The sequence below is a fragment of the Priestia veravalensis genome, assembly GCF_001457055.1.
Taxonomy (GTDB): domain Bacteria; phylum Bacillota; class Bacilli; order Bacillales; family Bacillaceae_H; genus Priestia; species Priestia flexa.
This window is the reverse complement of record NZ_KQ758670.1, coordinates 1-21,847: the sequence shown is the minus strand read 5'-3', so window position 1 is coordinate 21,847 and position 21,847 is coordinate 1. Positions and strand designations below refer to the sequence as shown.

Genomic DNA, 21,847 nt, shown 5'->3' with positions numbered 1-21,847 from the left:
TTAAGCGCTACCCCCTTTTGAAAGAAGCTCTGTAATTAACCGTTTCAAGTTGCCTCTCTCACCAGAAATAACGAGCGTGTCTCCTTCTTCAATAACAGTATCTGGACCAGGACTAGAAAGCTTTGTTTTGGGTCCTTTCATAATGGCGACGATTGTTACATCATAATTACTACGAACGTCTATATCGCCGATAGTTTTATTATGAGCTTTGGCGCCCGATTCAACTTTATACCATTCGATGATGAGGTCATTAAAAGCCACTTCGATTGTTTCCATTGCCTTTGGCTTATAAATCATGCCTCCTAAAATGGCAGCCAACTGTCTGGCTTCTGTATCGTTAAGCGTAATATCAAAAGCACTTTCTTCCAAGTCTCTTTTATCAAAATAATATACTTCACGACGACCGTCATCATGAAGAATAATAACAATACGATTTCCTTCCTGTGTATCAATTTCAAATTTTCTGCCGATACCTGGAAGCTCAGATTCTCTAACAACCATGCATGAACAACTCCTATAACATAATGATTTTTTGATAGTTACTCATCTTAATCTCGTGTAAATCTAATAAAGTGTATATGGGAAATTATAGTTTTATAGGGTAACGTTTAATACATAAAAGTTTGCACAACAAATAACCTTATTAAACGTTAATTTTTTATAAGGTAAACGTAGGATTTTAATTGTTGAATAGTTAGAGGTAATTTGTTTGAAATTGTTTTGCATAAATAAAGGGTTGTCGGAGAGCAAATAACTCTTTTTGACTTTTATATATTAGAGGTTGTTCAACTTGTGTTACTGACAAAACAGGTGCGTATCCCGTTTCGAACGATATATTAAAATGCTTGGTAACGAGCTTTACGCCAGTTGAATGCTGTACACTTTCTGTAGGATGATTTAATGCTACAGTATCAACAATGGCATGTTGTTGTGTACCATCGTTTAATGAAACTGGCAAATTACCTAAAGGTAAAGCAAGCAGCATGAAAAACATAATTAAAAACCAAACTCTTCTCATATTTGCACCTCCTTTTATCTAAAGTAGAGAAAATCTCTCTCACTTTTTATTATACGGAGAATGCGTTTTGTATTCAAGCGATAAGTTTCATTTATGTATATTTTTATTTATTTTAATTTTTTCTAATGATACATTCTAAACACTAACAAAAAGCGGGTTCCCAACAGGGATACCCCGCTTATGTTATAATTCAAGTTCCCCCATACGAAGGAGTTCGACAACTGCTTGAGAACGCCCCTTAACTCCAAGCTTTTGCATCGCATTTGAAATGTGATTGCGCACTGTTTTTTCGCTAATGAATAGTTCACTCGCGATTTCTTTTGTTGTTTTGTCTTGTACTAGAAGCTCAAATACTTCTCTTTCACGCTTTGTCAGCAGTGGTTTAGGTTGAAACTCTTTTTCTTTCAATGTAACCCTCCTTGCCTGATCCTGAGTTGAACTATCGGATGGGTGTAAATTTAGTCACCATATCTTATGTAGGAAGCAATAAATGGGTTACTGCATTCTACATTTTTTCAAAATAAAAAGAGCTCCACAGCTGCAAAAGCCGTGGAGCTCTTTTGTAATTATACTTGATCGCTACCGAAGAAGTTACGGAATGCCTGAATCGTTGTGTCTCGGTTAAGCGCTGCAATTGATGTTGTTAATGGAATACCCTTTGGACAAGACTGCACGCAGTTTTGTGAGTTACCACAGTTTGCAAGGCCTCCATCCCCCATAATTGCTTCTAGTCTTTCTCCTTTATTCATAGCACCAGTTGGGTGAGCATTAAATAATCTTACTTGAGAAAGTGGTGCTGGTCCGATGAAGTTTGATTTATCGTTAACGTTTGGACATGCTTCTAAACAAACTCCACACGTCATACATTTTGAAAGTTCATATGCCCATTGACGCTTTTTCTCAGGCATGCGAGGCCCCGGTCCTAAGTCGTATGTTCCATCGATTGGAACCCACGCTTTTACTTTCTTTAATGAATCAAACATTCTGCTTCGGTCAACTTGTAAGTCACGAACAACAGGAAATGTCTTCATTGGCTGAAGTTGAATCGGCTGTTCTAACTTATCTACTAGAGCGGTACAAGATTGACGGGGCTTGCCGTTAATGACCATTGAACATGCTCCACAAACTTCTTCTAAGCAGTTCATATCCCAGTTAATAGGTGTTGTTTCATTACCGTTTGCATCAACAGGGTTACGGCGGATTTCCATTAGTGCAGAAATCACGTTCATATTAGGGCGATAAGGTATCTCAAATTCTTGATTATAAGGAGCTGTCTCAGGCGAATCTTGACGAGTAATAACAAAACGAACTGTTTTTTGTGCCGTTTGTTGTGCACTCATTTAACGAACCCCCTCTTGTTGTTTTTTCGTTGCTTTTTTCTCATCTTTTTTCTTTGTATAGTCACGTTTACGTGGCTTAATTAATGACACATCTACTTCTTCATAATGGAAAGCTGGTGCCTTTTTCTTATCAACAAACTGAGCCATTGTTGTTTTTAAGAATTCTTCATCGTTACGATCTGGGAATTCAGGCTTATAGTGAGCCCCACGGCTTTCGTTACGATTGTATGCACCTAGCGTCACTACGCGAGAAAGCTGAAGCATATTTTGAAGCTGACGAGTAAACGTTGCCCCTTGGTTACTCCACTTCGCTGTGTCGTTAATATTAATACGATCATAGCGTTCAATAAGCTCTTGAATTTTCTCATCTGTTTGTAACAGCTTGTCATTATAACGTACAACTGTCACGTTGTCAGTCATCCATTCTCCTAACTCTTTATGAAGAATATACGCATTTTCTGTTCCATCCATTGACATAATACTTTGCCATTTTTCTTCTTCCTGCTTCACATGTTGATCATATAGGCTTGTTGGTAGAGCATCGGCACTTTTCTCTAAGCCATTAATGTAATCAACCGCTTTTGGCCCAGCGACCATACCGCCATAAATAGCTGATAGAAGTGAATTAGCACCTAGACGGTTTGCACCGTGCTGGGAGTAATCACACTCACCTGCTGCAAACAGACCAGGAATATTTGTCATTTGATCATAATCTACCCACAATCCGCCCATTGAATAGTGAACAGCTGGGAAGATTTTCATTGGTACTTTACGTGGGTCGTCTCCCATGAATTTTTCATAAATTTCAATGATTCCACCAAGCTTGATATCAAGCTCTTTTGGATCTTTGTGAGAAAGGTCTAAGTAAACCATGTTTTCGCCGTTAATACCAAGCTTTTGCGCTACGCATACATCAAATATTTCACGTGTTGCAATATCACGAGGTACCAAGTTACCGTAAGCAGGATATTTCTCCTCTAAGAAGTACCAAGGCTTACCATCTTTATATGTCCAAACACGTCCGCCTTCACCACGAGCAGATTCGCTCATTAAGCGAAGCTTATCGTCTCCAGGAATGGCTGTTGGATGAATTTGAATAAACTCCCCATTTGAATAGTAAGCTCCTTGTTGATACACAATGGATGCTGCTGAACCAGTATTAATAACTGAATTCGTTGATTTTCCGAAAATAATACCAGGTCCACCTGTGGCCATAATTACCGCATCTGCAGGGAATGTTTTAATTTCCATAGACTTCAAATCTTGTGCGGTAATTCCACGACAGGTACGCTCATCATCTAATACTGCTCCTAAGAATTCCCAACCTTCATACTTTGTTACGAGCCCTGCTACTTCATAGCGACGAACTTGTTCATCTAATGCATACAGAAGCTGCTGCCCTGTTGTTGCGCCTGCAAACGCAGTTCTGTGATGCTGTGTTCCTCCGAATCGTCTGAAGTCTAACAAACCTTCAGGAGTACGGTTAAACATAACACCCATACGGTCCAATAAATGAATAATGCCTGGAGCAGCTTCACACATTGCTTTTACTGGAGGTTGATTGGCTAAAAAGTCTCCGCCGTATACCGTATCGTCAAAGTGTTCCCACGGTGAATCTCCTTCACCTTTTGTATTTACAGCTCCGTTAATACCACCTTGAGCGCAAACTGAGTGAGATCTCTTCACTGGAACTAATGAAAACAAATCAACTTGTTTGCCAGACTCAGCAATTTTAATTGTTGCCATTAAGCCCGCTAAGCCGCCACCAACAACAATAATTCTTCCTTTACTCATCGTAACCTCACTCCTTTAAAACGTAATTTTATGCAAATGCGAATAATGTACGTACACCTACAAATGTTAATGCGAAGAAGATCGCTAATGTTACATATGTTGAAATTCGTTGAGAGCGAGGTGTTACAGTTAACCCCCAGCTAACGCCAAATGACCATAATCCATTAGCAAAATGGAAAATCGTTGACACAACACCAACAATATAAAATACCATCATACCAGGATTACTTAAAATATCTTGCATCATATTAAAGTCTACTTTTTGACCAAGCGCAGCTTGAATACGTGTTTCCCAAACATGCCATGTAATGAAAATAAGCGTTACAACGCCAGATACACGTTGTAAGACAAACATCCAGTTACGGAAGAAACCGTATCTGCTTACACTCGTTTTGGCAGTAAACGCAATATACAAGCCATAGATAGCATGAAATAGAATAGGTAAGAAGATAATAAAGATTTCAAGTGCGTAGCGAAAAGGTAAGCTCTCCATAAAATGAGCTGCTTGATTAAACGCTTCTTCTCCCTTTGTTGCAAAGTGGTTGACAACCAGATGTTGGACTAAAAATATGCCTACTGGTATGACACCTAGTAAAGAATGTAGTTTGCGATACTGAAACTCTTTGTTCGCTGCCATGTGCGTAATACCCCCCTTAGTTAGATAAACAATGTTAGTGAAAACAAAGCTCCCGAATAAAATAAATAGATTGATACAACAGAAAATGAAAACCTTTGCATTCTCTATTAAAATATGTGACACATCAATTTTACTCCCATCAACATAGAGCGTCAAGATAAGATATTTAAATCTTCATTAAAATATAAATTTATAAAAAATTAAGTTTGTTAACGCTTACTAAGTTGATGTTATAGGATTTTATATTTTTTACACTTCTTATTGTACACCTTTATGTAACCGTTTTCCACAAAAGATTGCGACTTCCTATAAAAGGATATTCATTTTATTGTACAATAATTTTTTACGTGTTTCGAAAAGTTATAGATGCAACAACCATCTCATGGACTTTGCTTGATTTATTTTTAAAAATAGATGAGAGAACTGCTCAATTTGTATATAATAGATGTAAAGAAAGAGGGGAAAAAATGAGCAATCAACAAACTGAAACGCAGCAAGAAATCGTTGAAAGTGAAGAAATCAATCAAACCGATACTCCACAAGCACCTACAACTCCTTATTTTGGATACAGCTTACTTCGAGACGTGTTAATTCCAGAGCTTCTTAGCAATGATACGAATGAAATCTCGTACTGGGCAGGAAAACGGTTAGCACGAAAATTTCCACTTTCCTCTATTGAAGAGATTAGCGGCTTTTTTGTGAAAGCTGGCTGGGGACAATTAACCATTTTAAAAACTGAAAAATATAACATTGAAATGGAATTAACAGGTGAAGTTGTCAAACGAAGATTTACTGAGTATCCCAATTCATCTTTCCATCTTGAAGCTGGCTTTGTTGCTGAACAAGTTCAACAGTTAAAAAACCGTCTAACAGAAACTTATTTAACCAACAAAGAAAAAGCCGACAAAGTCCTTTTTTCCGTTCAATGGGATAAAAAAGATATCATTACACCTGAAACTAGAACGGAAAGATATAAAAAATAAAAGCGGGCTGTACCCGCTTTTATTTTTGAACTTGATAAATATCTTGCTCTTCTAATTCAAAAGCAGTGTGCAAGGTTTCTACCGCTTTGACCATGTCTTTATGTGGCACAACTGTTGATACTTTAATTTCAGACGTACTTACCATTTTCACTTCAATTTCTTCCACAGCTAATACTTCAAACATATCGGCAGCAACGCCTGGGTTTGAAATCATACCCGATCCAACAATCGAAACTTTAGCTAAGCCCCTTTCATGCTCCACTTTTTTATGACCTACTACTTCTTTTAACTGAGCTAGCACAGATAAAGTCGTATCCGTATCTTCTGTTTTAATCGAGAAAGAAATAGATAAACGATTGTCTGACGTCACATTTTGAATAATAATATCCACGTTAACGTGCTCTTTTGCTAATGCTGTAAAAATGGTTGATAATGTCTGAAGTTCATTATTTAGCCCTTCAATTGTGACTCTTGAGATATTATCTTCAAATGCAATTCCTCTTACTACTAAATTCTGTTCCATCGATACTTCCTCCTCAACAATCGTTCCTCTTTCTAATACTAGACTTGACCTTACCTCTAGTGGCACCTGATAGTTTTTTGCAAACTCTACTGCTCGAGGGTGCAATACACCCGCCCCTAGATTTGCAAGCTCTAGCATTTCATCATATGAAATAGACTGCAGTTTACGAGCGCCTTGCACGTAGCGAGGGTCCGTTGTAAATACTCCCGTTACGTCTGTATAGATATCGCACTTATCTGCTTTTAATGCCGCTGCTAAAGCTACAGCTGTTGTATCAGATCCGCCTCTTCCTAACGTTGTAATGCTGTTATCTTCCGACATTCCTTGAAATCCTGCTACGACCACAATATGATTTTCTTTCAAACGCCCTGCAATGGCTTGTTCATTAATCTTGGTGATTCGTGCATTTCCATGCTGAGCTTCCGTACAAATTCCTGCCTGCCATCCTGTATAGGAAGTAGCGTCATAGCCTTTTTCTTGCAGCGCCATTGTAAGGAGAGAAATGGTAACTTGCTCACCGGTTGTTAGTAGCATATCCATTTCTCGTTTACTTGGTTTACTTGTAATTTCTCCTGCTAATCTTACTAATTCATCTGTTGTTTTACCCATTGCTGATACAACCACTACTACTTGATTGCCTTGCTCAACTTCCTGGATAACCCGGTTTGCTACATGCTGAATTCGTTCTGTTGATCCAACAGAAGTTCCACCAAATTTTTGAACGATTAATCCCATAAGTCTCCTCATCCTTTCACTTGTTTTCAATATGATAAAGAGGCGATCTATTGCTTAAGCTCAGACAATAAAAAAAGCAATGAGATGGATATCTCATTGCTTAACGAACGAAAAGTATATATAAAACGTTCAATGCCGTGAGATAGCTCTCCAAGAAACACATTCTTGACAATCCTACATTTATTCAACGCAGAACCAGCAAATGACTCTATGAGATGTCATTCACTTCGGCAAATTTTCCTTTCCACATTTGTCTTTAGAGCTCATACTCTTCCAAATGTGTACTCTTAAAATTCGCACCTCTATCTTCACTTCAGTTTAATGAAGTGTCATATGAAATTATGTTCTAGCTTATCAGAGTTTAAACTGGAATTCAATACTAATTTTTTAAGGCTTCAACAATTTGTTCCGCAACCGGCCTTGGAACTCCTGCATTTTGAATCTCTTCGATTGATGCTTCCTTCATCTTTTTAACAGATCCAAACTTTTGCAACAACGCTCTTTTACGCTTTTCACCTACTCCTGGAATATTGTCTAATATAGACTGAAAAGCCGATTTAGAACGAACTTGTCGATGAAACGTAATAGCAAAGCGGTGAACCTCATCTTGAATTCGCTGAAGCAAGTAGAATTCTTGGCTGTTACGCTGAAGTGGAACAATTTCAGGAGGATCTCCAATCATTAAATTAGATGTTCTATGCTTTTCATCTTTGACTAATCCAGCTGTTGGAACAAGCAGCCCTAGTTCATTTTCCAAAACATCTTGAACAGCTGCTAAATGACCTTTTCCACCGTCAACAATAAGTAAATCTGGTAAAGGTAAACCTTCTTTTAATACGCGCGTATATCGTCTTCGTACCACTTCACGCATTGAACCATAATCATCAGGGCCTTCAACCGTTTTAATTTTATACTTTCGATATTCTTTCTTTTCAGGTTTACCGTCAATGAAAACGATCATAGCAGAAACAGGATCTGTTCCTTGAATGTTGGAATTATCAAAAGCTTCAATACGATAAGGCGCTTCAATTCCTAGTGCTTGCCCCAACTGCTCGACAGCACCAACCGTACGCTGTTCATCTCGTTCAATTAAATAAAACTTTTCTTTTAAGGCAATTTGAGCGTTTTTTGACGCAAGCTCAACAAGCTCTTTCTTTTTTCCTCGTTTTGGATGCTGAACGTCTACTTCTAAAAGCTGTTCTGCAAGGTTTGCATCTACAGTTGCTGGCACAAGAACTTCTTTAGGCTTTAAGTTTTTTCCGTAAAATTGTCCAATGAACGTTAGGAAATCTTCTTCTGGTTCGTGGTAAAACGGAAACATAGACACTTCGCGTTCCATTAACTTTCCTTGTCGAATAAAGAAAACTTGTACACACATCCAGCCTTTATCATAAGAATAGCCAAATACATCACGGTTAATAAAGTCATTGAACGTTACTTTTTGCTTCTCCATTGTAGCTTCAATATGAGCAATTTGATCTCGATACTCTTTTGCACGTTCAAAATCTAGCTCTTCTGAAGCTTTCATCATCTTTTCTGTTAATTCAATTTTCACCTGTTCATAACCACCGCTTAGAAAACGCGTAATATTATCAATAATTTCTTTGTTTTGGCTATCCGTAACGTCATATACACAGGGAGCTAGGCACTGTTCAATATGATAATATAAACATGCTCGATTAGGCATCGTCGTACATTTCCGCAAAGGATAAATGCGATCTAATAGCCGCTTGGTTTCATTTGCAGCCTGAACATTTGGATACGGTCCAAAATATTTTCCTTTATCCTTTTTAATTTTGCGCGTGATGACAAGGCGAGGGTGTTTTTCATTCGTAATTTTAATAAAGGGATACCCCTTATCATCTTTCAGCATAATATTATATTTAGGATCATGCTTTTTAATTAAATTCATTTCTAAAATAAGGGCTTCTAAGTCTGACGACGTCACAATATACTCAAAGTCTACAATATCATTAACCAGGCGCAGCGTTTTTCCATCATGAGACCCTGTGAAATAAGAACGAACTCGATTTTTTAGAACCTTTGCTTTTCCAACATAAATAACCGTTCCATACTTATCTTTCATTAAATAACAACCCGGTTGTTCAGGTAAAATAGCCAGCTTTTCTTTTAAATAAGGATTCATACTGCTCTCCTTCCTTCAATATTTTTAACTTTCGCCAAAACCTTCTTGCTTATCTATATTTATTCTTCATTTATACAAAAATAAAAGGAAACGAACGTTTATTCGTTTCCTTTTATTATATCACTTTTAGAAAAAATGTACGAAACCGTCAATGCGGTATAAAGTAGTAAAAACCTAGCTATCGCTAGGTTTTTTACTTACGCGTGTTTATCAACTAATTCAGCTAGTGCTTCTTTTGGTTGGTAACCAATAACTTGGTCTACCTTTTGTCCATCTTTAAATAAAATTAAAGTTGGGATACTCATTACGCCGTGGCTACCAGCAGTTTCTTGGTTTTCATCCACGTCTACCTTTACGATTTTCACTTTTTCACCGTATTCTTGATCTAACTCTTCAAGAACTGGCGCAATCATTTTACATGGTCCACACCATGGTGCCCAAAAGTCAACAAGAACTAGCCCTGAACCAATTTCATTTGAGAAAGTTTGATCTGTTGCGTGTGCAATTGCCATTGTAATTCCTCCTAAATATATGCTATATCTACATGATAAAGAAAGTATACCACCTTCATATAACAGTGGCTATTTATTTGCTTATACTTTTTAACGTATTCGTAACAACTTATTTACTACATAATACAGGTCGTTCCAGGACATGGAACAGCGAAAGGCTAGCCAAGCTAAATGGCTTTATATAATACCTGTATCCTATTTTACACACCTTTAAACAATTCATTCATTATTTTCATAAGAAAAGTCTTTTCCACCGTAGCTGGCAGAAAAGACTTTTTCTTATGAGGATTGTACTTTTAATTTTTTAAATTCTTCTGTAAGCAGTGGTACGACTTCAAATAAATCACCGACAATGCCATAATCCGCTACTTTAAAGATGTTTGCTTCTGCATCCTTGTTAATAGCCACGATAACTTTTGAATTAGACATTCCAGCTAAATGTTGAATAGCTCCTGAGATACCGCAAGCGATATAAAGATCTGGTGTTACAACTTTTCCCGTTTGGCCAATTTGAAGTGAGTAATCGCAGTACTCAGCGTCACAAGCTCCGCGGGATGCTCCAACTGCTCCACCAAGCACATCAGCTAAGTCTTCTAGCGGCTTAAATCCATCTTCACTTTTTACACCACGTCCACCTGCAATGACTACTTTTGCTTCTGATAAATCTACCCCTTGAGTGGCTTTGCGAACTACTTCTTTTACAATTGTACGTAGATTTTTAATTTCCACATCAAATTCTTTTACGTCTCCTGTACGATTCGTGTCTTTTTCCAAAGCCGAGATATTGTTTGGACGGATGGTAGCAAAGATAAAGTCTTCTGTAGAAATCTTCTTTTCAAACGCTTTTCCTGAATAGATTGGGCGAGTGAAGACTAAGTTTCCACCTGCTGCTTCAAGTGCTGTTACGTCTGATATTAGCCCCTTATCTAGACGCGCAGCCAATTTAGGTGATAAATCTTTTCCTAAAGCCGTATGACCAAATATAATTGCTTCTGGCTTTTCTTCTTGAATAACAGCCAATAGTGCTTGTGCATAGCCATCAGATGTATAAGAATCCAAGTCATCATGCTCGGTTACAATTACTCGGTTTGCTCCGTAATGAATGAGTTCGTCTCCTAAATTTTTCACTCCTTTACCAACAAGAACGCCAACGACTTCTCCACCTTCAGCAACCGTTGCGCCTGCAGCAATTGCTTCAAATGATACGTGCCGTAATGCACCTTCTCTTGCTTCTCCTAACACCAATACTTTGCGTCCCATTTCAATTCCCCCATTATCTTAAGCTTTTTTTAAACTACTTTTGCTTCTGAATGCAATAGCGTAACCATCTCTTTTACTTGATCTTGAATATCGCCACTCAAAACGCGTCCTGCTTCTTTTTTAGGTGGTAAATAAATTTCGATTGTTTTTGTTTTTGCTTCTACATCATAATCATCTAACTCCAGTTCTTCCAGCGGCTTCTTTTTTGCTTTCATAATGCCTGGTAAAGATGGATAGCGTGGCTCATTTAGACCTTGTTGCGCCGTAACCAGTAGCGGTAAAGTTGTCTCAATAACTTCTGAGTCACCCTCTACATCTCGTACAACTGTTACGTTTGTTCCATCGATATCAAGCTTTGTTGCCGTAGTAACGTACGGAATTTCTAATAGTTCAGCGACACGCGGACCAACTTGGCCTGATCCTCCGTCGATTGCCACGTTCCCTGCTAAAACTAAATCCGGCGATTGATCTTTTAAATACTGCGCTAAAATTTTAGCTGTCGTATACTGATCCCCATACTCTACGTCGTCTTCAATATTGATTAGCACCGCTTTATCAGCTCCCATTGCAAGTGCTGTACGAAGCTCTTTTTCTGCTTCTTCGTTTCCTACCGTTACAACCGTAATTTCTCCCCCATGCTTATCTTTCAGCTGAATTGCTTCCTCTACTGCATATTCATCGTAAGGGTTAATAATAAACTCTGCTCCATCTTCTGCAATTTGACCATTTTGTAAAGCAATTTTCTCCTCAGTATCAAATGTTCTTTTTAATAAAACATAAATATTCATTTATTTCCCCTCCTAAAGATAGTTACTTTCCAACAAACTTTGGCTCTCTTTTTTCAATAAAAGCCGTAACCCCTTCTTTTGCATCCTCCGTGTTGAATACGCTTCCAAAAAGTTGTGCTTCTTTTTCTACTCCCTCGTAATAACGACTCGTTTTTGTATACTGTAGTAATTCAAGGGTCGCTTTTACAGAACTTGGGCTCTTTTTAGCAATTACTTCCGCTATCGCCGTTACTTTTGAATGAAGTTCCTCCTCATGGTAGGAAGCATTGGCTAATCCAAGGGTTACCGCTTCTGTTCCCTTGATTGGCCTGCTTGTTAGCATCATTTCACATGCCTTAGCAGCTCCCACATAGCGTGGCAGTCGCTGGGTACCTGCAAATCCCGGAATGATTCCAAGCTGGAGTTCAGGTAGGCCAAGCTTTGCATCATGCGTAACAAATCGCATGTGACAGCTCATCGCTAATTCTAACCCTCCTCCAAGAGCCGTTCCATGAATCATGGCAATAATAGGCTTTGGATAATTTTCAATATACTCAAATAAGTTTTGACCTTTTTTAGCTAAATTTTCATATTGAGTGGATTGTTGTAAGGAAGTAAACTCTTTAATATCGGCTCCTGCGCAGAAAAAGCGCCCTTCACCTTTTAGAATAATAACTCGAGTTTCCTCAATCTCTTCGTACTTTTTTAGTAGTTGTGAAAGCTCTTGTAATACGCCTTGAGACAGCGCATTAGCAGGTGGGTTGTTAAATGTAATAAACGTTATTCCTTGAATTGTTTCACTATACAAAGCGCTCAATTCTACTCACCTCTTGCTTCAATTTATGTAGAGCATAAGCTCTCCCCATTAAAGCGGAGAGCCACTGCATCCATTCATTAATAAATAGTGTACTTTTTTAGATAGTTCGCTTAATTCGTAACGCTGATCATTCATCACCCATGTAGTGACCGTTTCATCAATCGTCCCAAATATCATTTGGCGGGCCAAGCGAATATCCAAGTTTTCTGGAAACTCTCCTGTTTCGATTCCCTTTTGAAGGATGGTATCAATAACAGTAAGGTAATCTTTTAATACATCATTAATTTTCAAGCGAAGCTCTTTATTTGATTGTCTTAACTCTAACTGTGTGACAACCGCTAATGAATAATCACTTGCTAAGAATGAGAAATGTTTATCAATTAACATATATAGGCGTTCAGAAGCAGTGTTTACTTCAACAATTTCTTCCTGTACCTTTTCAATAAACTGTCCCATCTTTTCTTGAAATAAAGAAATTAATACATCTTCTTTATTTTTAAAGTATAAATAAATCGTTCCATCAGCTACTCCTGCTTGCTTAGCAATCTTTGAAACCTGAGCATTATGGTAGCCGTTTTCAGCAATAACAATTACTGCTGCATCAATAATTTGCATGTACTTTGGCTTATTTCTTTTCAATCTAAATACGCTCCTTTAAAATATGAATGATGATTCATTCATATTTTTATAATAAAGAAATAAGATGATTCTGTCAATTGTGTTTTATAAAAAAAGAGACGACGTTTATCACGTCGCCTTTTTTTGGCTTTCCTTTTCTTCCTCAACGAGTGCTCTTCTTAAAATCTTTCCGACTGCTGTTTTCGGAAGTTCTTTTCGAAACTCGTATACCCGAGGAACTTTGTATGCCGCTAAATATTGACGTGAAAAAGTATTTAATTCTTCTTCTGTACATGATACACCATTTTTTAGAACAATGTAAGCTTTTACTGTTTCTCCTCTGTATTCATCTGGAATTCCAGCAACAACGACTTCTTGCACTTTCGGGTGCTCATACAGTACCTCCTCAATTTCACGAGGATAGATATTATATCCACCTGCAATAATCATATCTTTTTTACGATCTACAATATAGAAGAAGCCATCTTCATCCATGTAACCAACATCACCTGTTTTCAGCCACCCATCTTGTAACACAGCTTCGGTTTCATCAGGACGATGCCAATATCCTTTCATAACCTGTGGACCTTTTACTACAATTTCACCAATTTCATTAATTGGCAATGCTTCGCCTGTTTCAAACGAGATAATTTTGGCATCTGTATCTGGCCAAGGAACACCGATACTGCCTCTAATTCTCTTCTCCCAAACAAAATTAGAGTGTGTAACTGGAGATGTCTCAGTTAAACCGTAACCTTCTACTAACTTCCCTCCCGTTATTTCCTCAAATTTTTCCTGTACTTCAACAGGGAGAGGTGCAGAACCACTAATACATGAATCAATGGATGATAAGTTGTATTTGCTGAGATCTGGATGATTTAATAACGCAATATAAATAGTTGGGGCACCTGGAAACAAAGTAGGACGCTGCTTATGAATTGTTTTTAAAACGCTTTCCACATCAAATTTCGGTAATAAAATCATTTCATATCCTTCTAAAACAGATAAAATGAGTACCGTGGTTAAACCATATACGTGAAAAAACGGTAGGATTCCAAGAATTTTTTCATGACCTTGTTTGCACCGATAAAGCCAATGAGAGCACATTGTTGCGTTCGTTACTAAGTTTTTATGAGTAAGCATAACTCCCTTTGGAAATCCAGTTGTTCCACCAGTATATTGTAATAAGGCAATATTTTCATTAGAAGTAACGTCGTATACAAAGGTTTCAGATTCTCTTTTACGCTTCATAATAGTTGGGAATAGATGCGTATCACCCATATGCTCAACTTGAACAGTTATAGCTTGCTGCTTTTTTTGTACATAAGGATATAATAGATTTTTCGGGAATGGTAAGTAGTCTTTAATTGAAGTTGAAATAACATGTTTAATTTTTGTTAACGCTTTCACTTTTGAGATGCGCGGATACAATAGATCTAAAGCAATGATACATGTTGCTCCTGAATCATTTAATTGATACTCTAATTCTCTTTCTGTATACAACGGATTGGTTTCAACAACAATTCCTCCTGCCAAGAGAACTCCATAAAAAGAGATAACAGCTTGAGGACAATTTGGCAACATTATGGCGACTCGATCTCCCTTTTGTACACCTATTTCCTTGAGGTATACAGCTAAAGTAATTGCTTGCTCATATAGTTCATGAAACGTGAGTCGCTTGCCTAAAAAGTGCACAGCACACTTATGTGGATTCTTCTTAGCTGCTTCTTCAAAAAGCTGAGCTAACGTCTTTTCACTGTATGCAAGTGAATGAGGTATTTCAGATGGGTACTGAGAAACCCATGGTTTATCAAGCATACTGCTCCCTCCTTTATTTTTTAAATTTTCTTTCTTCTTAAAGTATACTACTTTTGAATCAGTGATTAGCATGACAAATAGTTATAAAAAAAGAGAAGAGATTTTCACTCTTCTCTTGTCTAACTAATTTATGAAAAAAACAACAAATAAATAAGGCCAATTACCATAAACAATCCGCATAATCCAATCAATACTTTTGCCAATAGTTCCATGTCTCTGCTCCCCTATCCAATTCCTGCACCAATGACAAACGACATGCCAACAGAAATAATCAATGAAATTAAGCCGACCGCGCGATTATCATTTTCAATCTCGTCGTCAATTCGAAACTTTGGTGTTAAAAACTCAAAGATAAAGTAGCTGATTAACAAAAGAACAAACCCATAGATTCCCCAGCCCAGCATTGTAAATAAATTATCATTATGCTCGATGGAATACTTAAAAATATTGGCTAAGCCAAATATTTTACCTCCTGTAGCCATGGCAACTGCAAGGTTCCCTTTTTGAATTTCTTCCCAGTTTTTATATTTTGTTACAAGTTCGAAAATCGCTAAAAATACAACAATACTTAATATAACAACGCTGTAGTAAGCCGCTGATTCCACATAAGGATCTTTCCAAAAATTATCCATTCCTTGCAGCTCTCCTCCCCCTCATCTTCTCTATTACTTAAATTCTACGACAGTAACACCTGTCCCTCCTTCACCAGCTTCGCCAAAACGAGCTGATTTAACTGAACGGTGGTTCTTTAAATATTCTTGCACACCTTTTCGTAAAGCACCAGTTCCTTTTCCATGAATAATAGATACGCGTGGATAACCTGCAAGAAGCGCATCATCTAGATATTTTTCAACTCGACTAAGTGCATTTTCGTATCTTTCTCCTCTAAGATCAAGTTCTAAGCTAACATGATAATCTTTGCCTTTTACCGTTGCAAGAGGCTTTGTTTCAACAGGTTTTGGTGAGCTGATGTACTCTAGGTCTTTTTCTTTTACTTTCATTTTCATAATCCCCATCTGAACTTGCCACTCATTACTTCCTGTCCGCTCAAGTAACGTACCTTTTTGTCCCCATGTCACAACTTTCACTTCGTCGCCCGGAGACAGGACTCTCTCTTGCTTTTTAGGTTTAGAAACTTGCTTTTTACTTTTCTCCAATGTAGGGACCGCATCTTCTAGGCGTTTTCTTGCTTCAATCAGCTCATGCTCTTTAATCGATGCTTGCTGATTTTTTTGCATTTGGCGTAAATTCCGAATAATGTTTTCCGCTTCTTGTGATGCTTCCTTAATTGTATCTTCAGCTTTCTTTTCTGCTTTTTCATATAACTTATCGCGCTGTTCATTGAATTCAATAATTTGACGCTGAAGCTCTTGATGAAGCTTTTCAGATTCCTTACGTAATGTTTCCGCTTCAGCTAGTTCAGCTTCCGATTTACGTCTGCTCTCTTCAAGGGACGCAATCATGTTTTCCACTTTATTTGTCTCAGAACCAATATAGCTTTTAGCATGATTGATAACCTTATCTTCTAGCCCTAATCGCTTTGAAATTTCAAATGCGTTACTTCGTCCTGGTACACCAATTAATAGCTTATAAGTTGGGCTTAGCGTTTCAATATCAAACTCAACGCTCGCATTCACAACACCGGCACGGTTATATCCATATGCCTTTAGTTCTGGATAATGAGTGGTTGCAACTACTCTTGCACCGCACCCATATACTTCATCCAAAATCGAAATGGCTAGCGCTGCTCCTTCTTGAGGGTCTGTACCGGCTCCTAGCTCATCAAATAAAACAAGGCTTTCGCTATCTACCTTCTTTAAGATATCCACAATATTAACCATATGAGAAGAGAACGTACTTAAGCTTTGTTCAATTGACTGCTCATCTCCAATATCGGCAAATACGTGCTTAAATACCGCCATCTCTGAACCGTCTAGCGCTGGAATTTGGAGGCCAGCTTGAGCCATTAGTGTAAATAAACCAATTGTTTTTAGCGTAACGGTTTTACCGCCTGTATTAGGACCTGTAATCACAATCGACGTATAGTCATCACCAAGCTCAATATCGTTGGCTACCACTTCATCTTGCGAAATCAGAGGATGCTTTGCTTTAAATAACTTGATGTAGCCTCGGTCATTCATCTTTGGTTTTGAAGCTTTTAACTCGTGACTATAACGTCCTTTAGCAAACATAAAATCTAATTCACCGAGTAAATAAATGTTTTGTCTTAGCTCATTTGCTACTTCTGCCACTTGAGTCGTGAGCTCAATTAAGATTTTTTCGATTTCTTGCTTTTCTTTCATTTTCGCTTCTTGCAATTCATTATTTAACGTAACAATTGCTTGCGGTTCAATAAATAGCGTTGCACCTGAAGATGACTGATCGTGAACGATACCTCCATAAGCACTGCGATACTCTTGTTTTACTGGAATAACGAATCGGTCATTTCGAATCGTTACAACCGTATCTGAGAGCATTTTTTGAGCAGAAGATGAGCGCACTAAACTCTCTAGCTTTTGACGAATACGTGATTCAGTCGAACGAAGCTTTTGACGAATGCCTCTCAGCTGTTCGCTAGCACCGTCTAGAACCGTTCCATTTTCATCAATGCTCATCTTAACCGCTTGCTCTACTTCTGGCAGGGGTACCAACTTTTCGATATGTTCTTGGATGATTGGAATCTGGACGTCTTCGTCTTCTACTAATTGCTCAACAAATTGTTTTAATTGTCTCGCTGCATAGATTGTGCCAGCAATATCTAAGAGTTCATTTGGACTTAACGTTCCTCCAATTTCAGCTCGCTTTACGCTTTGTCTTACATCCGAAACTCCACCGAGAGGTGCATGTCCACGAAGTCTTAGAACTGTTGTGGCTTCATCTGTAGCATCCTGCCATTTTAAAACCTGTTCATAGTCTGTAGATGGAACAAGCTGATCTACTTTTTCTTTCCCTAAAGATGAGGCAACTTTTGTAGCTAGCTGTTCTTTTACTTTATTAAATTCAAGCACTTGAAAGATCCTTGGTTGCAAAATAAATTCCTCCTGATAATTATTACTCTTTGTGGCGGTTTAAAAACACCTTTAACTCATCTAAACTATACGTATTTAACACTGTTTGAGGCTTTAACCATCCCTTTACGCCAGTAGATACGCCAACCTTCATGTCTTCTAACATCTCGAGGTTGTGAGCATCTGTATTAATAGCAATTTTCACTCCTGCTTCTTGTGCTTTCTTAATGTGCTCTGCTGCTAAATCCAAACGATTTGGGTTTGCGTTTAATTCAAGAGCAGTATCGGTTTCTTTAGCAAGTGAAATTAACAAATTAATATCCACATCATACCCTTCTCTTCGACCAATTAAGCGTCCCGTTGGATGTGCAATTAAATCTACGTGTTGATTTGTTAACGCGTTTTTCAAACGCATCATAATGTCTTCACGAGATTGTGAAAAACTTGAATGAATAGAGGCAATGACAAAATCCATTTCAGCTAATAGCTCATCTTCATAATCGAGCGTCCCGTCTGGTAAAATGTCCATTTCAATTCCTGCTAGAATCGTAAAATCCGTATATTTTTCATTTAACCTCTTTACTTCTTCTCGCTGCTTACGAATGCGCTCTGGCGTTAATCCGTTAGCTACTTTTAAATACTGTGAGTGATCGGTAATCGCCATATACTCATAACCTTTTGCTCGGCAAGCTTCAGCCATTTCTTCAAGAGAGTAACCTCCATCACTCCACGTTGAGTGCATATGTAAGTCGCCTTTAATATCATCATGCTTTAAGAGCTCTTGATTCTTTGTAAAGATGTCTACTTCACGTCCATCTTCTCTAACCTCAGGTGGAATAAATGCTAGGCCAAAATGATGATAGAACGCTTCTTCTGTTTCAAATGTTTGGATTTCACCTGTCTCTATGTTTTCCACACCGTATTCACTAATCTTCTCCCCGTTCTCCTTAGCTAATTGACGCATACGAACATTATGATCTTTGGAACCAGTAAAATGATGAAGCGTTGTAACAAAAGCTTCATCTTCAACAAGACGGAAGTCAACGGATACGTCGTAGTCATAGCCGAGCGTCACAGAAACTTTTGTATCTCCATTTGAAATGATATCTTTAACAAGCGGCAATGACACAAGCTGTTCTCGAACAGCTGCTGGGTTTTCCGTTGAAATAATAAAATCTAAATCCTTTACCGTTTCTTTCATTCGTCTAATACTTCCAGCTTGTGAATATCGAATAATATCTGTCATCGCTTCTAATTGTCCTAGAATTTCTTCAGCAATTGGTAGCATAAATGCAAGTGGTAACCGCTCTGGTCTTTTTCCATATTCCGCGATTGCGGCTAAAATCTTTTCTTCTGTTTTCTTACCAAAGCCAGCTAATCCCTGAACTTTTTCATTATGACAAGCTTCTTCTAGTGAAATGATGTCCACAATGTCTAACTCTTTATATAACTTTGCAATCTTTTTTCCACCTAATCCAGGAAGTTTTAAAAGCGGTACTAGCCCTTCCGGCACTTCTTTTTTCAATTCGTCTAATACGGATGACTGGCCTTTTTCTCTAAATTCTTCAATTACCGTCGCTGTACCTTTTCCAATTCCTTGTAGAGTTGTTACGTCTTCAATATCACTTAGGCTACGCTCATCGCTCTCAAGCGCTGCCGCAGCTTTACGAAAAGCAGAAATCTTAAATGGATTATCTCCTTTTAACTCCATATATGTAGCAATAGTCTCTAAAAGTTTAATAACATCTTTTTTATTCATTATTCAACCTCGATTCAAGATTTATATGTATGAGTGCGGTCTATATTTACTTGTACTGCTTTGACACCAAAAAGCTTTATTTACGTTTAGTCCTTCTTTATTATTGTAAAACAAAAAAAGAGGATTTCAAAAGTATTATGCCACTTCTGAGCAATCCTCTCCACTGTCTATTTAAATTACTTGCTTATACCATACCGTATTCTGTCCACAAATCTTGAATAACAGATGATAAATAAGGTGTATTTTCAACGATATTTGTGGCAATTGCTGACTGCTGAATCGCCGTTTGTACGTCATTTACAGGAAGAACCGCCCCCAAATAGAGTAGAATGAATACGAGAACGTAAACCTCTACGAAGCCTAATGCTCCTCCTCCCCATCTATTCAGTTGACGTAAGATCGGAAGATCCGTTAAAGCAGTTAGTACAGAACCAACCATACGTAAAACAAGACGGGTAACAAAGAACAAAATCGCAAAAGCTATCATGCGATAAAAAGCATCTTCAAGAAACGCAGGGTCTAATACAAATGATGCAACGCTTTGCTGTTGCATATTTGGAAACGGAATTAACAAACGTAGTCGAGGTGCTAAATCTGCGCTAAAAATATAGGCTACAATAAACGCTACGGCAAAGCTCACAAGGTGAACGATTTGTAGTATTAGCCCGCGTTTTAATCCAGTAACAAACCCTAACAGCAGCAGGATAACTAAAATAATGTCTAACATTAGAAGTCTCATTCCTCTTTCTGATGAAGTTTTTTTTCTAACATTTCATATTCCTCTTTGAGCTTTACATACTCATTCACAATATTGACCGCAGTTAGAACAGCTAATTTATTAATGTCTAAATACGGATTTTTTTTGCTAATCTCCCTCATTTTATCATCAACAATCGAAGCTACCAGTCGGATATGACTAGTACTTTCTGTTCCAACGATTTTATAAGGCTGCCCATATATATCAACTGTCGCACGTGTTTTATCTTGTCCTGACACGAGAAAGTCCTCCGTTCCACAAAAAATCCTAATCAATATCATATCATGAAGGAGACTGCAATGGAAACATATCAATATTTACGTTATTATAAAAAATAGACATTTATTTGTAAAATAAGTTGACTAATCAGCTTATCGACAATGAAAGGTGGAGACATATGTCACACGTTGTTTTAACTTTATCATCTGATGACATCTTCAAAATGAAAACATTTTACACTCCGCACTTACAGGCTAAAGTACCTGCCGGTGCAATATTTACTGCAAAGACAGGTAACAGCTCAATCACCGCTTATAAATCTGGAAAAGTACTGTTTCAAGGGAAAGGTGCGGAAGTAGAAGCTGTGAAATGGGGCAACACAACCGCACCAATTAAAAAGCAAATTTCTAAAACTAAAGCCGTTTTACCTCCAAACTTTAGTGAGCTATCGGCAATTGGTTCTGATGAGGTAGGAACTGGTGATTACTTTGGTCCAATGACGGTTGTTGCTGCATACGTTAAAAAAGAACAAATTCCATTATTGAAAGAGCTCGGTGTCCGCGATTCAAAAGATTTAACCGACCAAAAAATTATTTCCCTTGCTCAGCAATTAATAAAAATTACTCCTTACAGCTTGCTCGTCCTACATAATGAAAAGTATAATACTTTCCAAGAACGAGGTATGACACAAGGAAAAATGAAAGCACTTCTTCATAATAAAGCCATTTTAAACGTGCTGAATAAGCTTAGTCCTGAAAAGCCAGACGGCATTTTAATTGATCAATTTGTTGAAAAGAATACTTATTACAAACATATCGCTAATGAAAAAGCAATAGCTAATGAAAACGTATATTTTAGTACGAAAGGCGAGGGCGTACATTTAGCAGTAGCTGCTGCTTCTATTATTGCAAGGTATGCCTTTTTAAAACAGATGGATAAGCTTTCAGAAACGGTCGGTATGACCATCCCTCGTGGCGCAGGCAAACAGGTGGATATTGCAGCTGCCTCCATTATTAAAAAGCACGGAGTTAAAGGTTTACATTCCATTGCTAAAACTCACTTCGCAAATACAGAAAAAGCTTTAGCTTTAGTAAAAAAATAAAGAGTTTGGGACATAACAAAATGATTGCTTCTAA

General features: G+C 37.8%; 21 protein-coding genes and 1 riboswitch. Of the genes, 2 read left to right on the top strand and 19 right to left on the bottom strand.

Features of this window, described 5'->3' with window-relative positions:
• The 6 genes from AS180_RS15250 to AS180_RS15225 all read right to left on the bottom strand — a co-directional run bounded on the left by AS180_RS15250 (window position 1) and on the right by AS180_RS15225 (window position 4,789).
• Window positions 1-501, bottom strand: a complete 501-nt coding sequence (locus AS180_RS15250; protein WP_025907852.1) for a cation:proton antiporter regulatory subunit — start codon at window positions 499-501, stop codon at window positions 1-3.
• 193 nt (window positions 502-694) lie between these two features.
• The gene (locus AS180_RS15245) at window positions 695-1,018 is read right to left on the bottom strand and encodes a hypothetical protein (RefSeq protein WP_025907851.1); all 324 of its coding nucleotides are present in this window, start codon (window positions 1,016-1,018) and stop codon (window positions 695-697) included.
• 183 nt (window positions 1,019-1,201) lie between these two features.
• Entirely contained in the window at window positions 1,202-1,426 is a 225-nt protein-coding gene (gene gerE / locus AS180_RS15240; RefSeq protein WP_013059396.1) for a spore germination transcription factor GerE, read from the bottom strand.
• A 158-nt stretch (window positions 1,427-1,584) separates the two neighbouring features.
• The gene (sdhB, locus tag AS180_RS15235) at window positions 1,585-2,358 is read right to left on the bottom strand and encodes a succinate dehydrogenase iron-sulfur subunit (protein WP_025907850.1); all 774 of its coding nucleotides are present in this window, start codon (window positions 2,356-2,358) and stop codon (window positions 1,585-1,587) included.
• Window positions 2,359-4,152: a succinate dehydrogenase flavoprotein subunit gene (gene sdhA / locus AS180_RS15230; RefSeq protein ID WP_025907849.1), complete on the bottom strand. Its 1,794-nt coding sequence runs from the start codon at window positions 4,150-4,152 to the stop codon at window positions 2,359-2,361.
• Window positions 4,153-4,180: 28 nt separating this feature from the next.
• A complete protein-coding gene (locus tag AS180_RS15225) occupies window positions 4,181-4,789 on the bottom strand; it encodes a succinate dehydrogenase cytochrome b558 subunit (protein ID WP_025907848.1) in 609 nt (202 codons plus the stop codon).
• A 467-nt stretch (window positions 4,790-5,256) separates the two neighbouring features.
• Here AS180_RS15225 and AS180_RS15220 point away from each other — a divergent pair, with 467 nt between their 5' ends.
• Entirely contained in the window at window positions 5,257-5,772 is a 516-nt protein-coding gene (locus AS180_RS15220; RefSeq protein ID WP_025907847.1) for a YslB family protein, read from the top strand.
• 19 nt (window positions 5,773-5,791) lie between these two features.
• On the opposite strand, the gene AS180_RS15215 is transcribed toward AS180_RS15220, so the two are convergent.
• From AS180_RS15215 to zapA, 13 genes are all read right to left on the bottom strand, one after another.
• On the bottom strand, window positions 5,792-7,030 hold the full coding sequence (locus AS180_RS15215; protein ID WP_025907846.1) for an aspartate kinase: 1,239 nt from the start codon (window positions 7,028-7,030) through the stop codon (window positions 5,792-5,794).
• 135 nt (window positions 7,031-7,165) lie between these two features.
• A riboswitch (Lysine riboswitch) is annotated at window positions 7,166-7,343 on the bottom strand.
• 66 nt (window positions 7,344-7,409) lie between these two features.
• Window positions 7,410-9,176, bottom strand: coding sequence for an excinuclease ABC subunit UvrC (uvrC, locus tag AS180_RS15210; protein ID WP_025907845.1), 1,767 nt, complete (start codon window positions 9,174-9,176; stop codon window positions 7,410-7,412).
• 197 nt (window positions 9,177-9,373) lie between these two features.
• Window positions 9,374-9,688, bottom strand: a complete 315-nt coding sequence (trxA, locus tag AS180_RS15205) for a thioredoxin (protein ID WP_025907844.1) — start codon at window positions 9,686-9,688, stop codon at window positions 9,374-9,376.
• Window positions 9,689-9,967: 279 nt separating this feature from the next.
• The gene (locus AS180_RS15200; RefSeq protein ID WP_025907843.1) at window positions 9,968-10,948 is read right to left on the bottom strand and encodes an electron transfer flavoprotein subunit alpha/FixB family protein; all 981 of its coding nucleotides are present in this window, start codon (window positions 10,946-10,948) and stop codon (window positions 9,968-9,970) included.
• A gap of 29 nt (window positions 10,949-10,977) precedes the next feature.
• The gene (locus AS180_RS15195; protein ID WP_062687069.1) at window positions 10,978-11,736 is read right to left on the bottom strand and encodes an electron transfer flavoprotein subunit beta/FixA family protein; all 759 of its coding nucleotides are present in this window, start codon (window positions 11,734-11,736) and stop codon (window positions 10,978-10,980) included.
• A 22-nt stretch (window positions 11,737-11,758) separates the two neighbouring features.
• Window positions 11,759-12,532 (bottom strand): enoyl-CoA hydratase, encoded by a 774-nt coding sequence (locus AS180_RS15190; RefSeq protein ID WP_025907841.1) that lies wholly within the window; start codon window positions 12,530-12,532, stop codon window positions 11,759-11,761.
• Between the two features lie 48 nt (window positions 12,533-12,580).
• Window positions 12,581-13,171: a TetR/AcrR family transcriptional regulator gene (locus AS180_RS15185; protein WP_025907840.1), complete on the bottom strand. Its 591-nt coding sequence runs from the start codon at window positions 13,169-13,171 to the stop codon at window positions 12,581-12,583.
• 108 nt (window positions 13,172-13,279) lie between these two features.
• Window positions 13,280-14,968, bottom strand: a complete 1,689-nt coding sequence (locus AS180_RS15180; protein WP_025907839.1) for a long-chain-fatty-acid--CoA ligase — start codon at window positions 14,966-14,968, stop codon at window positions 13,280-13,282.
• Between the two features lie 224 nt (window positions 14,969-15,192).
• Window positions 15,193-15,600, bottom strand: a complete 408-nt coding sequence (locus tag AS180_RS15175; protein WP_025907838.1) for a DUF350 domain-containing protein — start codon at window positions 15,598-15,600, stop codon at window positions 15,193-15,195.
• A 33-nt stretch (window positions 15,601-15,633) separates the two neighbouring features.
• A complete protein-coding gene (locus AS180_RS15170; protein WP_062687067.1) occupies window positions 15,634-17,997 on the bottom strand; it encodes an endonuclease MutS2 in 2,364 nt (787 codons plus the stop codon).
• A gap of 22 nt (window positions 17,998-18,019) precedes the next feature.
• Complete coding sequence (gene polX, locus AS180_RS15165) at window positions 18,020-19,735, bottom strand: DNA polymerase/3'-5' exonuclease PolX (RefSeq protein WP_062687065.1); 1,716 nt, start codon at window positions 19,733-19,735, stop codon at window positions 18,020-18,022.
• Window positions 19,736-19,919: 184 nt separating this feature from the next.
• On the bottom strand, window positions 19,920-20,462 hold the full coding sequence (locus tag AS180_RS15160; RefSeq protein ID WP_025907835.1) for a CvpA family protein: 543 nt from the start codon (window positions 20,460-20,462) through the stop codon (window positions 19,920-19,922).
• Window positions 20,463-20,470: 8 nt separating this feature from the next.
• Window positions 20,471-20,731 (bottom strand): cell division protein ZapA, encoded by a 261-nt coding sequence (gene zapA / locus AS180_RS15155; RefSeq protein ID WP_025907834.1) that lies wholly within the window; start codon window positions 20,729-20,731, stop codon window positions 20,471-20,473.
• Between the two features lie 158 nt (window positions 20,732-20,889).
• On the opposite strand from zapA, the gene rnhC reads away from it, so the two are divergent.
• On the top strand, window positions 20,890-21,813 hold the full coding sequence (rnhC, locus tag AS180_RS15150) for a ribonuclease HIII (RefSeq protein WP_062687063.1): 924 nt from the start codon (window positions 20,890-20,892) through the stop codon (window positions 21,811-21,813).
• Window positions 21,814-21,847: the final 34 nt, after the last annotated feature.